Raw genomic sequence first — 16,937 nt, 5'->3', positions numbered from 1 at the left:
GCGCCATCAAGATAAACAAGATCAGGAACATGAGGCTCAATTGTCGTTGCAGATGATGTAGGTTCTTGGAATAGCCCCTTCCAGGGGCAAGTCAAAGCCGCCTTCTAAGAAGGCGGATTCTTTACTGTGGCGTAATACTTATCATAGACAGGCAGAGTGTATCGACACTCCACCTGAATTTGAGTCTGACTTTGCTACTTGATATTGAAGTTGTAATAGATATCAAGGGATTGGCCTAAAGTGCCCGATACGGTTTCAAGATAAAGCTGCGAGAGCAGGTAATATCTGACCGTCATCTCATAGCCAGGGTTAAACACGCCCACCCCGTATTTCACCATCAAGTTCTCGCCGATAAAGCCACTGATCGCCACACGGCCCTCATCGTTGGTGTCGAGTTGTACGTTAGAGAAACCAAACTCTTCAATCAATCCGGTCGCGGTATTCCCTATGTTGTTAATGGCGCCGCCGCCCACCTGCGAGCTTAAACCTAAGGCTGCGCCCATCATCAATGAGTTATTTTGCTCATTGTTGGCACTGTTAAAACCACTGCCTTTAATAATGTAAGACAAGATCTCAGCCTGCTCTTTGGCAGGATTAGAGAACAGGGTCACCACAGGACGGGCGGGAGTGCCAGTGACGCGCACACCCGCGACTAAGTCTTCACTCTTAATCTCGCGTATTGCCTCAATATTCAGGTTAGGCACTGACGTTGGCCCCACAAACTGCACTTCACCAGTACGGATCCTCAGGGTTTGACCCATAAACCGGTAACTACCCTGATTAACTCTAATATTACCGAAGAGCAAAGGCGGACGGAACGCTTGCTGTTGCAGTTTTAAGGTTCCTTGGAGCCTACCTGTGAGGCCCATGCCATCAATCCTGAGTTCGTTGCCCACACTGATATTCAGATCGGCCACGATTGCATAGGGGCTGGTTTTAGGTTGCGTGGCGGCAATGGAGTCGTCAAATACCACGTCATCAGATGTGGCGATACCACCTTCCGCTAATGGCACAATTTTAATGTTGCCAGAAGGAACGGCTATTTTGCCCTTCACCGTTAATTGTTTACTGTTGAAGGTTAAATTGATGTCGGGTGAAACATCAAGGATAGCCAGTGGCGGTTGGATCACGGCAAGTTTGTCACCTTCAAGGGCTAATTCACCGCTAAATTGACCTTGTGGCCATTGCAGCTGGCCAGTCACTCGACCCAAGCCATTGCCCATCATCCAGCGACCCTTGAGCTCGGCTTGTTGACCCGCGAACGACATTGACATATCAATTTTGTCGATTAGCGTCGGGTTTGCCGTCAGGGCTAAGGAGCCCTCCGTTAAGGCCATGCTTCCCGACACTTCTGGCGCCTCTAGACTGCCCGCAAAGTTAAGCTGACTGGTCAGCAAGCCTTGTACTGTATTGAGTTGCGGGAAAAATTCTCCCAGTGGTTGTAAGTTGATTTGCTTGATATTGGCAAAACCTGAGAGCGCACGATCTGGGGTGACATTAACGTTGATCTCACTCTGCCAACTGGCCACGCCTTCAGATTCAAAATTTAATACCGTTGCAAGCCGTTTAGCATCTAAGGTCGCCAGCAATGACAGATGTTGGTAATTAATGGTGACTTCACGATTCTTATCCCGCTTGAGCATGATACTGCCAGGGGCAAAATCAAAGTCCACATCGGCTGTGGGTTTACGACCCGCAGCCCAAGCAAAATTAGCTAACAGCGAGGCGGGGCCATCCCAGCGCATATTCGTTGGCAATATCGGCACGAGTAATTGCCCCGGATTTCCTGAGTAGCTCACCTGCGCGCTGCCTTTTTTGCCGATTGTCGTCTCGCTGTTTAGGCAGATGCGGCTGTTCGGGTTCATGAGGCAAAACGGCGTGATGCTGCCCTGATTCTTGTTTTGATCCCAAGCGAGATTAATGGCGTTATCGAGCTGCCATAGGCCAACGGGGGTATTGAGATTTAAACGTTCGACATCGAGCCGTAGTCGCGATTTTTTCACATCGTATTGGCTACTCACTGTGGTATCTAGGCCAAGATCGCCCGTGGCATTCAGGGTCAGCTTTTGAGCGTCAATCGTGCCTTTCGCCCCAAGCGTCACTGTATCTAAATTCTGATCCGCAATCTGTAAGGCTTTTGATTTCAGCGAGATAGCAAATTCATGTTGATCTAGCGGCTTGTAATAGGCTTTTAAGTTGGATTCTCGCAGTTTAATGTTTTGATAAAACAGTTCAGCGAGTTGGGCGGTGAGTTCAACTTGAGGGTGTTTTTCATCCCCTGTGACATTAATTTGCGCCTGCAATTGGCCGCTGGCCTTAGGCAACCAAAGACCGAAGTCGGGCACTTGCAGCTCACCCTGTAGATCCCAGTTGGCGTTGGCTTCGCCTTTGAGTGCCAGAGTAGAGCCCAGTACTTTGGCGTTCAGCCCCTTAGAACTGACATACAGGGAATCATTCACACTGATATCCCCTGTGATATCGAAGGGATAACCTTGCAGGGTGCCCGTGAGCTCAGTGTCGTTCAGGGAGACTTGCCAGCGAGGATCAGCAAATGAGCCTTGAGTGCGTAATTTTCCTGAAATCAAACTGTCCGGTAGACCGGTTGCAGCTTGTGCCGTATCCGTTTGTGGCAGTTGTACTTCCTGCAGTTTGACGTCATTGAGCCAGAGATTGGCGTTCCAGCGAATGGCTTTTTGATAATCGAGTTCGCCCGTGAGCTTGACCTGACCAATCGCGCCCGTTGCATCAAGATTATTAATGGTTAACTTCGCATCTTGATGCTGAAGGCTAGTGTCTATGGTGAGTACTTTATGGAACGGCGTCGTCAGTTCACCTTTAAGGCTCGCCTCTTGACGATTGAGATCGCCTTGACTTTCCAGTGCCACATCGCTGACTGAGTATTCAGGGCTTTTTAGCGGCCACTGCAGCCGTGTCTGTTCAAGTTTTACCTTGTAGGGCAGGTTAGGATCGCGAAGCGTTATCTGCCCATCTAGCGTGAAGTCGGCATCGCCCTTGGCGACAGCGTTGACTTGTAGTTGCCCTAAGCTTTGGCTCAGCTTTACATCTAATACTTGGTGAGTCAGCTCAGGTAATTCGGCTAATTGGTTAAGGGTGAGGTTGGCTTCTAAATCGAGTGGATAATCTTTATCGAGCGTTAAACTGCCTGTGATATCCGCGCTGCCATCTGTATGGCTGATGGCGAGATGATCTAAGGTCAATTGATATTCGCGGAAACGACCTTGCAGCTCGGCATGGCTAAAGACATCTTTACGATCGCCGATTTGCAGCGTGGTGTTATCAAGCGTGAGGGCATTGACCGTCACAGGAAAAGGCATAAACACTTGTGGTAAGTGCGCTAGAGCCCATTCAGCACTACTGTCTTTTGCTGGCTTGTCTTTTGCCGGCGAGTTGGCCGATGGATCAGGCGTTGCATTGGCTGTTGTGCTGGCTGTGCTGGCCGCTGCGTTGGGTGTCGTACTCTCGGCTATGTCGGCGTTAGAAGCCGTCGTTGTCGCTGCTTGGTTCGTGTGTGCGGCATCGGTTGATGTGGGGATCAGCACGAACAATCCTTCGCTGGAAAGCTGCTTAACCGACAAGCCTTCGGCAAGCCACTTTGCCTCTGCGTTAAGGCGATTGGCCGTAAATTGCATCTCATCCACTTGGATATTCACAGCCTTGAGCTCCGCGGAGTCTAACTCAATATCAAAGGGTAATTGCAGCTCGTTGGGCTCTTCATTGAGCGGCACTATCGGGGTTTCGTTTGTGTCGGCAGACAGGGCTAAGGTATCAATAGTCACATCGACTTTGGCTGCAGATAAGCCGTTCACGCACAAACGCTTTTGTAGTAAGCAAGCGGGTTGCCAGAGTAAATGCAGATCTTCAAGTTGCACCTTAATGCCCGCCATAGACCAAGACGCATGGGACAGGGCTAAGTCTTTATTAATGGAACCTGAGGTGTAAGTGAGATCAAGATCGGGCACAAATTGATCGGCTAAGCCTACGGTTATGCGCGAGCCAAACTCAGTGCCGAGTAATAGTGCGATTAACACTAAAAGCCCTAATGGCACATAGATGATAATCCGAGTCCAGAGTTTGAACTGCCGCCACAGTTTTTGGATGAATGACACAGATTGGCTGACAGAGGTCGCAATGGCTTCAGTGACTTCGGTGATAGGGCTGTCTATTACGTCTTGCTCTGTTGGCTTATTATGCTCTGGGGGCTGGCTCATAGATCAGTCCCCATGGTCAGGTGAATACGCCATGATCTTTCAATGGTATCGGTTTCTTTCAATCCAACCCCTAAATCCAGTTTGATTGGGCCGATGGGGGAGATCCAATGGATACCGCCACCGACAGAGACAACAGGTTCAAATTGATTATTATCGAAGGCGTTACCCGCATCGATAAAGGTACCGACCCGCCAAGTGGGGGTTACATAATATTGATATTCTAAACTGCCGACCATTAAATAGCGGCCACCTATGACCTCGCGATTGGTTTTGCCATCATCTGCGACATAATCTAAATAGGGACCCAATTCTTGATAACCATAACCACGTACACTTTGATCACCACCGGCAAAATAGCGCAGCGAAGGCGGAATAGAGGCCAGATCATTTTCGTTGGCTAAGTTGGCGGCTAAATCGATACGCGCGACAATTCTGTGGTTGTCGAAGAAGGTATCAATCCATTTAAATTTTGCCTGTAGGCGCGCCAAACGGGTTTCTGAGCCCAAATAGGGATCGGCATAATCTAGGCTGTAAATCTGCCTAAAACCGGACTTAGGATCGAGTGAATTATCCCCGCGCGTTGTCCGCGAAAAGTTAATCCCCGCCAGATAAAACGACGGCATATAATCGACATCAGACTGGGTATATTCTTCGCGAATAGCCTCAAGCGAATAACTCATTAGCCATTGGTTTTCGAGTCTTTGTTGGCGTAATAGCCCAAGAAGATATTTAGTCGATTCAAGCTGACCTGTGTTACTAAAATCGCGATTCTCGGCGTCATACACTTGGGTCACACCGTATTTGTCCCGTAGCAAACCGACGCGGATTTTTAATTGATCATCTAAGGGATGCGTCAAGGGGATAGTATAAGTGGTTAATAACTTTGGTCTATCCGGTGACCATTCAAGGCTGGTTTCCTGTGAGTGACCGTATTTATTGATTTGTGGCGTCCGCCAAGTCACGCGCACTCTTGGGTCGAAAGCTTGATCTGTCTTGCCAATATCACCACCAAAACCGAGCTCAATGGCGTGGCTTGCCTTAGGTGTTAATTCCACCAGCACAGGAATATGGCTCTCTTCGACACCGTCGATTTGCGGGATCACTTTAATATTGGCGAAATAGCCCGTATCTAATAACTGGCGATTCAGCGCGCCCACACGGCGAGTCGAGTAGGAAGCGCCTTCTTTAAAGGGAATAAGTTTTTCTAAAATTTCAGGTTCTAAAGTATGGCCTTCGAAGCTGACTTGGCCAAATTTATAACGTTTGCCAGAGTCAAAATGCAAACTTATCTGTGCGGTATTGATGTCGCGGTTAACTTTAATCTGTGATTCCGTAAATTCGCCATCGAAGTAACCTCGGGCCAGAGCTAAGGTGACCAGTTGCGATTTTATGTCGCTATACACACCGTGGTTTAGCACATCGCCAGGCTTAAGGTTGACCTTTGCCAACCATTGATCGAAGGCGCGATCATCGAGCATTTCGCCACTGAAGTTAATATCGACCCACTGTACTATGGTTGGCTCGCCGGCAGTGATCACCAGTTTTAGTTCCCACGGTCCCTTGTCATGTTCCGTCAGTTTTTCTTCCACTTCGCCATGATAGTAACCCATGGATTCTAAGGCTGTGCTGACATTGTCATCGACATTAAACAGAAAGGCACGGCGCTGCACCTCGGATTCGGGTAAGGTGCCTAAGTGCGCAACTATGTTACGTTGCAGAGCTTCATTCACGCCTGTGACAGATAATTTAATAAATTCATCTGCCGCCGCAGCGACGGATGTGACTGAAATCAGACTCAGAAATAAGCAAAAACGAAAGTAATGTGAGGTGATTTGCAAAAATGGCTGCACTTTATAGTCCCTGTGATGTGGCATCATTGTCGCCAGAATAAAACCAACAGGCAAGGAGATGATTGAAATTACACGATGAAATGGGTACAAAGGACGCTACTTTTTAAGGGGATGTAAAGAATGAAAACAAAATTAGCCACCTTTAGTTTAATTATCTCGGGTTTACTTTTTATGTCACACAACACCTTTGCCAATGACAAACCGTTCGCCATTGCGATCCACGGCGGCGCTGGCACGATTTCTAAGGCTAATCTCACCCCTGAGCAACGCCAAGCCTACAAAGATAAGTTAAAGGAAGCCGTTGATAAAGGCTCAAAAGTGTTAGAAGAGGGCGGTGACAGTTTAGTTGCGGTGCAAACAGCTATTAACATTCTCGAAAATAGCCCACTGTTCAATGCTGGTATAGGCGCGGTGTACACCTACGACGGTGGGCATGAGTTAGATGCGTCTATTATGGATGGCAAAACCATGAATGCTGGCGCAATTGCTGGAGTGCGCCATATCGCCAATCCCATTGATCTCGCTTTAGCTGTGATGAATAAGTCTGAACATGTAATGCTCTCGGGCGCAGGTGCAGAAGAATTTGCACTGACTCAAGGCTTTAGCTTAGTGCCAAACAGTCATTTTGATACTGACGAGCGTTATCAACAATTACTCGATGCTAGGCAAAAACTGCAAGCTGCGGCTAAATCAGAGCAAGTCGCGGGTGTTGAGATGAAAGATCTCGATTACAAATTTGGTACCGTAGGCGCCGTCGCCTTAGACAAAAATGGCAACTTAGCTGCTGGTACCTCAACTGGCGGCATGACAGCAAAACGCTTTGGCCGCATTGGTGACTCTCCTGTGATAGGTGCCGGTACTTATGCTGAAAACGGGGTGTGCGCCGTATCGGCAACCGGACATGGTGAATTCTTTATTCGTTACCAAGTGGCGGGGGATATTTGTGCCAAGGTGAAATACCAGCAGAAATCCATTATTCAAGCCGCCGATGAAGTGATCAATCAACGCCTTATCACCGCAGGTGGTTCGGGCGGCGTGATTGCCGTCGATCAGCGCGGTAATATCGCCACGCCATTTAATACCGAAGGCATGTACCGCGCTACCCGTAGCAATGGTGAACCCGCCCAAGTGCTGATCTGGCAAGACCAATAACTTGAATTGTAAAAGCAGTTGGTTCGAGACGGACATTGCTTACAAGATTGTTTAGAAATATCACATAGAAACATCACTTATAAACCTTAAAAAGCGAGTGCTGCGAAAGTGGCACTCGCTTTTTGCTAGCGGATTTTTGCTTTAAGAGTGAATAAGAAGCTGATAAGTTTGGGCTATTACGAATAGTTAATGGTATGTGGGGTGTCGCCCGTTGTTTGATTTCATTAGGGGTACAATAGTCACACACAAAGCCGCACTTAACTCACCGTCAAAGCTGTCGTTTGTGTCCAGCGAACTCATCGCGTCTGCATGAGATTGCACTCAGCGTAAAGGATATTTACATGATTTCTACCGTGTTAACCGACCGCGTCAGGGTTTTCCTCAATCGGTTTCGCCATCGACTTTGGGTTAAACCACTGCTTGTTTGCCTATTATCGATTGCAGTCGCCTTTGTCGCAAAATTGGCTGATGGCACTGAGCTTGTCGAGATTGCACCTAAGGTGTCATCGGCCTCCATCGAGGCGCTGTTATCCGTTATGGCTTCCAGCATGCTGGTTATCGCCACTTTTTCCGTGGGTTCTATGGTCTCGGCCTATGCTTCGGCGGCGAACACGGCAACACCACGTTCATTTATTTTAGTTGTCGCCGATGATGCCTCTCAAAATGCGCTATCGACCTTTGTTGGGGCATTTATCTTCAGTATTGTGGCACTCACTGCGGTTAAAAATGATTACTTTCAAACGGCAGGTCTGTTTATCCTCTTCCTGCTGACCACGTTTATTTTTGGCATGGTGATCTTTACCTTTGTACGTTGGGTTGATCGCATTGCCCGTCTTGGCCGCATGGCAACCACAATTGAGAAAGTTGAAAAGGCGGCGGCCGATGCCCTGACACGGCGACGCAATATCCCACATCTTGGCGGCGTTTCTGTGCGTCCCCAAGCGCGTGGACGAGCCGTGTACGCGGCTAACGTCGGTTATGTTCAGTACATTGATATTGCTGCGATGCAGCGCTGGGCAGAGAAAAACGAGGTGCGAGTCGTGATTGCAGCCTTGCCGGGCACGTTCACTGCGCCCAATCGACCATTGGCATACATTAGCGCCGATGGTGCGGAGCAGACTGAGATTGATTGCACCTGTGTTGCCGAGTCATTCCAGATTGGTGATACCCGTCTTTTTGACGACGATCCGCGATTTGGTTTGGTGGTACTGTCGGAAATCGCTGGCCGCGCCTTATCACCCGCGGTCAATGACCCAGGTACGGCCATTTGCATCATAGGCACACTGGTACGGCTGTTTACACTATGGGGTGAACCTGCGGCAGATGATGACAAACCCGCGCCAGAGTGCGATCGCATTGAAGTCCCGCACGTTTGTGTGCAGGACATGTTTGATGATGCGTTTACCGCGATAGCCAGAGACGGCGCGGGAGTGGTGGAAGTCGCAGTACGGCTACAAAAAGCGCTTGAATCGTTAGCATCCAGTGGTGACGGGGAAATACGCGCGGCGGCCGAGCACCACGGGCGGCTGGCACTTAAGCGTTCACAAAAGGTGCTTGATATCGAAGAGGACTTACAAGCCGTACAAGACGCCGCCAAGTTTGCCGAGTCAGCAGCTTCGTCTAACACTTAACGAGACATTTATTATTTCGTCGTGCTGTGTATCCGTTTGTTGTTTCTTTCTATTCTGTCAGCACTTTTTGACATTCGGTTTACATACTCGATAAGCGCAATCGATATAAATCGCACATCCTTGCCGATATTTTGACTAGACTTCAAACGTAGAGTTAATTCGAGGGGAAGACTATGGACTTAATTAAGATTCGTGACCATATGGATCGTCAGCCCGTGTTACTGCGCGCGAATATGTCGCTGGCGACCGCGGTCGAAAAGCTGTTAGATAATAATAAAATGGGTGCTGCAGTGGTTGATGATGCGGGCGATTTGGTGGGCTTTTTATCCCAGCAGGATTGTCTGGCTGTGATGATCAAGAGTAGCTATCACTGCGATATGACCTCAGTGGTGAAGGATTGTATGCGCACTGAAGTGCTGTTTGTCGGGCCTGATGACAGTATTTTGCAACTCGCTGAACAAATGCTCGGGCCTAAACCTAAGGTTTATCCTGTGGTTGAACACGGTAAAGTGATAGGCACGATAAATCGTACTAATGTGCTCAAAGCAATGAATATCTATATGCAACAATGCTATCTGTCACCGGTTTAATCTGAGCTGCTGTGGACATAATCTGACAGCCTTTATCCTGAGTGCAGAGTAATTAGCAATACCATTGCGCCACTTTCCTTGCTAGGATCGCCGTTTTTGATGCTAGCAATGGAATTTGGATTTGAACTCAGACAAACATCCGCTATCGAACGCCTTTCTTAATCTTTGTTATCAGGCTGATGCGTCTAGGATCCGTCGTCGTTTATTTAAGCTCAATAAAGAAGCCGACTCAGATAAAAAGACCCAAGTCTTAGCCCAGCTGAGTGAGCAAGCGCAGGCGGCGTTTGAGAAGGTTGAGCAGCGCCGTAACGCTCGCCCTAAAATCCACTATCCTGAAAACCTGCCCGTTTCCTTGATGCGCGATGACATTGCACGCGCGATTGCGGGCAATCAAGTGGTGATCATTGCCGGTGAAACGGGCTCGGGTAAAACCACGCAGCTCCCCAAAATTTGTTTAGAACTCGGCTTAGGTTGCCGTGGAATGATTGGCCACACCCAGCCAAGACGCTTAGCTGCCCGCAGCGTGGCGAGCCGAGTTGCTGAAGAATTACAAAGTCCGCTCGGTGAAGTGGTCGGCTTTAAAGTGCGGTTTGCCGATGCACTTAAGAGTGACTCTTATATTAAGTTGATGACCGACGGTATTTTACTGGCGGAATTGACGTCCGATCGCAATCTCGATCAATACGATACCATCATCATAGATGAGGCCCACGAGCGCAGCCTCAACATTGATTTTATTCTGGGCTATCTTAAACAAATTCTTAAAAGACGCCCCGATCTCAAAGTTATTATTACGTCGGCGACCATAGACGTTGAGCGTTTTTCTAAGCATTTCAACAATGCGCCTATTATCGAAGTGTCGGGTCGTACCTTTCCGGTCGAAACCCGTTATCGTCCATTGGTGCAAGATAGCGATGCCGATTTAGATCAAATCGAAGGCATTTTTGCCGCCGTCGATGAGCTGGTGGCCGAAGGGCTGGGCGATATTCTGATCTTTATGAACGGCGAGCGAGAAATTCGCGATACAGCCGAGCAATTGAGCCGACGTAATTACCGCGATACCGAAATTTTGCCGCTGTACGCGCGTTTGTCCTATGGCGAGCAGTCCAAAGTCTTCAGTAGTCACAGAGGTCGGCGGATTGTACTAGCGACGAACGTAGCGGAAACTTCGCTGACTGTGCCGGGCATTCGCTACGTTATCGACCCAGGTACAGCGCGTATCAGCCGCTATAGCTATCGCACTAAGGTGCAACGCTTACCAATTGAACCTATCTCGCAGGCGAGCGCTAATCAGCGCCAAGGCCGTTGTGGTCGTGTGGGACCGGGTATTTGTATTCGTTTGTACGATGAGGCGGATTTTAATAATCGTCCGGCGTTTACCGATCCTGAAATTTTGCGCACTAACTTGGCCTCGGTCATTTTACAGATGCTGGCCATCGGTTTGGGTGATATTGCTGGCTTCCCGTTTATCGAGCCACCCGATCCACGCCATATCCGCGATGGTTTCTTGCTGCTCGAAGAATTACAAGCGGTTGAGAGCAAACACGGCAAGCTAGTATTGACGCCACTTGGGCGTAATTTGGCGCAAATTCCTGTGGATCCGCGTTTGGCACGTATGGTGGTCGAGAGTCAGCAGTTAGGTTGTTTGAACGAAGTGCTGGTGATTGCCGCGGGCTTATCGATTCAAGATCCCCGCGAACGCCCGATGGAGAAGAAGCAAGCCAGTGATGAAGCCCATCGCCGTTTTGCCGATCCCAGTTCTGATTTTGTTAGCTGGATAAATCTGTGGCAGCACTTAAAAGATCAGCAAAAAGAGTTATCTGCTAGCCAGTTCCGTAAAAAGTGCCGCGATGAATATTTAGCCTATTTGCGCGTGCGCGAGTGGCAGGACTTATACACTCAGCTTAAACAAGCCGTGCACGATTTAAAGTGGCGTTTAAACGATACACCCGCCAATTACGACAGCTTGCACCGTGCGTTGTTGTCGGGATTGTTGAGCCATGTTGGTTTTAAAGATAACAATAACGAGTACTTAGGTGCGCGTAATCGTAAGTTTTTTGTGTTTCCCGGTTCGCCGCTCGCCAAAAAAGGCCCTAAGTGGATTATGGCGGCTGAGCTTACCGAAACATCGCGTCTATTTGCTCGCTGCTGTGCCAAAATCGAACCCGAATGGCTAGAGCCCTTGGCGGCGCATTTGATCAAGAAAAGCTATGTAGAGCCCCATTTTGAGGCAAAACCTGGCAGCGTTATCGCCCTTGAGAATCAAGTGCTCTACGGCTTGACGGTTGTACACCGTCGCAAGGTGCAATACGGCCCCATCGATCCCGTTGAAGCGCGTGAGATTTTTATCCGCAGCGCCTTGGCAGAAGGGCAGTTACAGACCCAAGAAGCGTTTTTTGTCGCTAACCAAAAGTTGCTCGAAGACATTGAATCCCTCGAGCATAAATCCCGCCGCCGCGATATTTTGGTGGACGAGCAAGTGTTGGTGGATTTTTACGAGCCGCGGGTCCCGGAAGGGATTTACAACGCCCAGCTGTTTTTTGGCTGGTGGAAAAAAGCCAAGCGCGAGCAACCGGATTTATTGGATTTCAGCAAAGCGTTGTTAATGCAGCGCAATGCTGACCATATTTCGACCTTGGATTTCCCCGATACGTGGCACAAGGGCAATTTGCGCCTGCAGCTGAGTTATCACTTTGAACCCGCTGCGGCGGATGACGGCGTGTCGGTGCACATTCCGGTGGCGCTGCTCAATCAAATCGACGATAGCGATTTTGATTGGTTAGTGGCTGGGCTGAGGGAAGAAAAGTGCATCGCGCTGATCAAATCTTTGCCTAAGAGTTTACGACGTAACTTTGTGCCCGCGCCTGACTATGCCCGTGCTTGTGTGCAGGCCATGGTGCCTTTTAGTGCCAGTTTGCTTGAGGCTATGTGCAAGCAATTGCTGCGCATGAGTGGCACGCGCATAACGCCGGAAGATTTTGATTTAACGCAGATCCCTGCGCATTTGCAGATGAACTTTAAAATCGAAGACGATAAAAACAACTTAGTGGCCGAAGGTCGGGTGCTCGATACCTTAAAAGCCGAGTTGCAGGGCGTGGTGGCGAAGGCTATTCGTCAGGTGGCGGATAAAGGTATAGAGCAAGAAGCGTTAACCGAGTGGTCCTTCGGCGATTTGCCGCAGCAATATCAACAGCAAAAAGGCAATTACCAAGTGCGGGCGTTTCCGGCGCTGATCGATAAAAAAGACAGCGTTGCGATCAAATTATTTGATGATGAGTTTGAAGCCTTAGATGCCCATCGCCAAGGTCTAAGGCGCTTATTGCTGTTAAACATTCCATCACCGGTAAAACATTTGCAGCAAGCTTTGCCAAATAAGGCGAAATTGGCGATGTATTTCAATCCCTTTGGTCAAGTGCAAATCTTGATTGATGACATTATTGCCGCCGCTGTGCAGCAGTTGTTGGATGAAAAAGCCCTCGATGTGCGTAATCAAACCCAATTTGAGCAGGCAAAGGATTGGGTTCGCCAAGAACTCAACCCGACAGCCGAGCAAATCGCCTTGAAGGTTGAGCAGATTTTGACCTTATACCAGAGCATTAAAAAGCGTCTCAAGGGCAAAATTAGCTTAGATATCGCTTTTGCTATGAGTGATATTCAAAGCCAATTAGACAAATTAGTGTTTAAAGGGTTTGTCGAATCCTGTGGTTGGGATCGGTTAGCCGATGTGGCGCGTTACTTAAAGGCAATTGAAATCCGTGTCGAGAAGTTGCCTGTCGATCCGACTCGTGACCGTTTGCATATGCAGAGCATTAACAAGGTACAGGAAGCATTGACTGCGCAACTGGCTAAAGTGCCACGATCGCAGCCGACACCGCCCGCGTTAATCGAGGCACGCTGGATGATTGAAGAGTATCGTGTTTCCTGTTTTGCGCAGGTGTTAGGCACGGCTTATCCGATATCTGAAAAACGCATTTTGAATCATATCCAGCAAGTATAAAATTATGATGTCAGTGAATTCATTATTTACGACTCAATAGTTGTTATTCTTGGTTATCTCATGACGCCGCTAAGCTTACTTAGCGGCGTTTTTATTTTGTGGTTTTAGTCATTCTCGTTTTGCGATCACTAACTTGCCTGAGCAAACAACATTTAATCTCGAAACGTCAACACGCCCTAATCAGTTTGCTTTACTCCTTTGGAGATATTTAGCGCTAATTTTAAGCATTCACCTTGCTAAAAAACTGATCTTTGACCATGTTTTAGCCACACCTTAATAACTTCTTTGTCCGAATTCACCTCATTACAATCTAATAAATCGTTTACAAACCATGAGCTAGTTAAATCTATCGTCAAATTGATGATCTGGATCAAGCATCATCAGCTTTACCAATTTGGAGGTATACAGTTTGTTAACAACTAAAAGGTATGATGTTTGAGTGAGTTAAAGATGCAACGGATATACATAAAACCTGCCGCTGACGCTTGTTCCAGCGCGAAAAAATGGCAGGAACACACCTCTTGGAGGATGCATGAGTGCTAGCACCGCAGAAGAAAAATCCTTAGAACTGAAAATCTTTATCTTTTTAACCGTGTTTCTCGCGCCGTTATTGTCTGTGCTGCTGGTCAGTGGCTTGGGCTTTGCGATCTGGTTTAGTCAGATCCTGACTGGACCGCCGGGAGCGGGTTAATCGCTTTATTATCAAATATTAGACAAAGAGTGGAATGTCGGATGAGCAAAGAACTCCATATCACCAGTTTAGTGGTGCAGGTCTTACCGCAGAAAATGGCAGATGTTAGACAAGAGATCATGACCATTGAAAATGCCGAACTTTCCGTCAACAACGAAGTGAAATTGGTCGTGGTTATCGAAGGTGAGACTCAGCGCGCCTTGATGGACTGCATAGAAGCGATCAATGCCATTCCGGGTGTGTTATCCGCCACTATGGTTTACCACCAGAGTGAAACGCTCGAAGAGGGTGAAGAATGAATATGAACAGACGTGACTTTATTAAGACCAACGCGGTGATCGCCGCTGCAGGGGCCGCAGGTTTAGCTTTGCCCGCTGGCGCAAGTAACCTGATAACCAGCTCAGAACAAACCAAATTAGAGTGGAACAAGGCGCCATGCCGTTTCTGTGGTACGGGCTGCTCTGTGATTGTCGCCACTCGCGACGGCAAAGTGGTGGCAACCCACGGCGATGCCAACAGTGAAGTGAACCGTGGACTTAACTGTATCAAGGGTTATTTCCTGTCGAAAATCATGTATGGCAGCGATCGCTTAACCACGCCCATGCTGCGAATGACCGATGGCAAATACGACAAGCACGGCGAGTTTTCGCCGATAAGCTGGGACAGCGCCTTCGATATCATGGCGCAAAAATGGAAAGAGACCATTAAAGCCAAGGGCCCAACCGCTGTGGGCATGTTTGGTTCGGGCCAATGGACTGTGTGGGAAGGTTACGCCGCCGTTAAGTTGATGAAGGCGGGCTTTGGCTCTAACAATATCGATCCTAATGCGCGTCATTGTATGGCGTCGGCCGTGGTCGGTTTTATGCGCACTTTCGGTATCGATGAGCCAATGGGCTGCTATGACGATATGGAAGCCGCCGATGCATTTGTGCTTTGGGGCTCGAACATGGCCGAAATGCACCCGATCCTGTGGAGCCGCGTGACCGACAGACGCTTGAGTGAACCTCATGTCAAAGTGGCCGTGTTATCGACTTTCCAGCATCGCTCCTTCGATCTGGCAGATTTACCGATAGTGTTCACCCCGCAAACCGATTTGGCTATGTTGAACTTTATTGCTAACTATATTATTCAAAACGATAAAGTGAACTGGGATTTCGTGAAGAAACACGTAAATTTCCGCCAAGGCACGACTGATATCGGCTACGGTTTACGTCCGACTCATCCCCTAGAGCAAAAAGCTAAAAATGCGAAAACGGCGGGAGATTCAACGCCAATCGATTTTGAAGCCTTCAAAGCCTTTGTCGCCGAATATACAGTCGAGAAAGTCAGTAAACTGTCTGGGGTACCAGAAGATAAACTGATCGAATTGGCTAAGCTATATGCCGATCCCAATGTCAAAGTGACGTCGTTCTGGACCATGGGATTTAACCAACATACCCGTGGAGTCTGGTGTAATAACCTGATTTACAACATCCATTTATTAACGGGTAAGATTTCAACCCCAGGTAACAGCCCATTTTCGTTGACCGGTCAGCCATCGGCCTGCGGTACGGCTCGTGAAGTGGGGACTTTCTCCCATCGTCTACCCGCCGACATGGTGGTGACCAATCCCGAGCACAGAAAACGTGCCGAAGAAACGTGGAAAATTCCAAGCGGTATCATTCCGCCCAAACCCGGTTATCACGCTGTCGAGCAAAATCGCCGCCTGAAAGACGGTGACTTGAACTGCTATTGGGTGCAAGTGAACAACAATATGCAGGCGGGGCCGAACATTAACGAAGAAGGGCTACCGGGTTATCGTAATCCTGCCAACTTTATCGTGGTATCAGATGCTTATCCTACAGTCACTACTCAAGCTGCCGATTTGATCTTGCCCACTGCTATGTGGGTTGAGAAAGAGGGGGCTTACGGTAATGCCGAGCGCCGTACTCAGTTCTGGCATCAAATGGTGCAAGCGCCGGGCGAGTCGCATTCGGATCTGTGGCAGCTGATGGAGTTTGCGAAACGTTTCACCACAGATGAAGTGTGGCCAAAAGATGTTTTAGCCGCTAATCCAGAGTTTAAGGGCAAAACCCTATTCGAAGTTCTGTACCAAAACGGCAATGTTGACAAGTTCCCATTGACGGATGCGGATCCTAAGTATCTGAACGATGAAGCGAAACATTTTGGTTTCTATGTGCAAAAAGGCCTGTTTGAAGAATACGCCTCCTTTGGACGCGGTCATGGCCACGACTTAGCACCGTTTGATGCCTATCACGAGGCCCATGGTCTGCGTTGGCCTGTGGTGGATGGCAAGGAAACCAAGTGGCGTTTCCGTGAGGGTAGCGATCCTTATGTTAAAGCAGGTAAGGGTTTTGAGTTTTACGGTAAACCAGATGGCCGTGCGGTGATCTTTGCGCTGCCCTATGAACCCGCCGCTGAGTCGCCAGACGAAGAATACGATATTTGGTTATCGACGGGCCGAGTACTGGAACATTGGCATTCGGGTTCTATGACCCAACGTGTGCCTGAGCTTTATCGTGCTTTCCCTGATGCTGTGTGTTTTATGCATCCAGAAGATGCCAAGAAGCGCGGTCTGCGCCGTGGCGATGAAATTCGTGTGGTGTCACGTCGTGGTGAAATTAAGACCCGAGTTGAAACCCGTGGCCGTAACAAACCGCCTGTGGGCTTAGTGTTTGTGCCTTGGTTCGATGCTAGCCAGCTCATTAATAAAGTCACCTTGGATGCGACAGATCCATTGTCAAAACAAACTGACTTTAAAAAATGTGCGGTGAAGATCGTCAAGGTTTAGGAGAAC

Annotated in this window: 9 protein-coding genes; 7 read left to right on the top strand and 2 right to left on the bottom strand. The window is 48.6% G+C overall.

Annotation, left to right across the window (positions count from 1 at the left end):
• Nucleotides 1-194 precede the first annotated feature (194 nt).
• A complete protein-coding gene (locus MO387_RS17330; RefSeq protein ID WP_107947242.1) occupies nucleotides 195-4,229 on the bottom strand; it encodes a translocation/assembly module TamB domain-containing protein in 4,035 nt (1,344 codons plus the stop codon).
• Nucleotides 4,226-6,079 carry an autotransporter assembly complex family protein gene (locus MO387_RS17325; RefSeq protein ID WP_107404962.1) on the bottom strand — a complete coding sequence of 618 codons (1,854 nt, stop codon included), beginning with the start codon at nucleotides 6,077-6,079 and terminating at the stop codon, nucleotides 4,226-4,228. Before MO387_RS17325 ends, MO387_RS17330 begins: the two co-directional genes overlap by 4 nt.
• 120 nt (nucleotides 6,080-6,199) lie before the next feature.
• On the opposite strand from MO387_RS17325, the gene MO387_RS17320 reads away from it, so the two are divergent.
• From MO387_RS17320 to napA, 7 genes are all read left to right on the top strand, one after another.
• A complete protein-coding gene (locus MO387_RS17320; protein WP_012089022.1) occupies nucleotides 6,200-7,231 on the top strand; it encodes an isoaspartyl peptidase/L-asparaginase in 1,032 nt (343 codons plus the stop codon).
• A 341-nt stretch (nucleotides 7,232-7,572) separates the two neighbouring features.
• Nucleotides 7,573-8,862 carry a DUF2254 domain-containing protein gene (locus MO387_RS17315; RefSeq protein WP_107947244.1) on the top strand — a complete coding sequence of 430 codons (1,290 nt, stop codon included), beginning with the start codon at nucleotides 7,573-7,575 and terminating at the stop codon, nucleotides 8,860-8,862.
• 173 nt (nucleotides 8,863-9,035) lie between these two features.
• Nucleotides 9,036-9,452, top strand: coding sequence for a CBS domain-containing protein (locus MO387_RS17310; protein ID WP_006081403.1), 417 nt, complete (start codon nucleotides 9,036-9,038; stop codon nucleotides 9,450-9,452).
• 115 nt (nucleotides 9,453-9,567) lie between these two features.
• A complete protein-coding gene (hrpA, locus tag MO387_RS17305) occupies nucleotides 9,568-13,449 on the top strand; it encodes an ATP-dependent RNA helicase HrpA (RefSeq protein WP_107947246.1) in 3,882 nt (1,293 codons plus the stop codon).
• A 532-nt stretch (nucleotides 13,450-13,981) separates the two neighbouring features.
• A complete protein-coding gene (locus tag MO387_RS17300; protein WP_028760147.1) occupies nucleotides 13,982-14,140 on the top strand; it encodes a nitrate reductase in 159 nt (52 codons plus the stop codon).
• 41 nt (nucleotides 14,141-14,181) lie between these two features.
• Nucleotides 14,182-14,439 carry a chaperone NapD gene (locus MO387_RS17295; protein WP_006086429.1) on the top strand — a complete coding sequence of 86 codons (258 nt, stop codon included), beginning with the start codon at nucleotides 14,182-14,184 and terminating at the stop codon, nucleotides 14,437-14,439.
• A gap of 2 nt (nucleotides 14,440-14,441) precedes the next feature.
• Nucleotides 14,442-16,931, top strand: a complete 2,490-nt coding sequence (napA, locus tag MO387_RS17290; protein WP_107950200.1) for a nitrate reductase catalytic subunit NapA — start codon at nucleotides 14,442-14,444, stop codon at nucleotides 16,929-16,931.
• Nucleotides 16,932-16,937 lie beyond the last annotated feature (6 nt).

The organism is Shewanella sp. N2AIL (genome assembly GCF_022690845.1).
Lineage (GTDB): Bacteria > Pseudomonadota > Gammaproteobacteria > Enterobacterales > Shewanellaceae > Shewanella > Shewanella baltica.
Note: the sequence above shows the minus strand (reverse complement) of the source record. Positions and strands in the feature narration are given on the sequence as shown.

Coding starts and splice junctions, on each gene's coding strand:
- MO387_RS17330 (WP_107947242.1), bottom strand. CDS start 4,229: ATGAGCCAGCCCCCAGAGCATAATAAGCCAACAGAGCAAGACGTAATA.
- MO387_RS17320 (WP_012089022.1), top strand. CDS start 6,200: ATGAAAACAAAATTAGCCACCTTTAGTTTAATTATCTCGGGTTTACTT.
- MO387_RS17315 (WP_107947244.1), top strand. CDS start 7,573: ATGATTTCTACCGTGTTAACCGACCGCGTCAGGGTTTTCCTCAATCGG.
- MO387_RS17310 (WP_006081403.1), top strand. CDS start 9,036: ATGGACTTAATTAAGATTCGTGACCATATGGATCGTCAGCCCGTGTTA.
- MO387_RS17300 (WP_028760147.1), top strand. CDS start 13,982: ATGAGTGCTAGCACCGCAGAAGAAAAATCCTTAGAACTGAAAATCTTT.
- MO387_RS17295 (WP_006086429.1), top strand. CDS start 14,182: ATGAGCAAAGAACTCCATATCACCAGTTTAGTGGTGCAGGTCTTACCG.
- napA (WP_107950200.1), top strand. CDS start 14,442: ATGAACAGACGTGACTTTATTAAGACCAACGCGGTGATCGCCGCTGCA.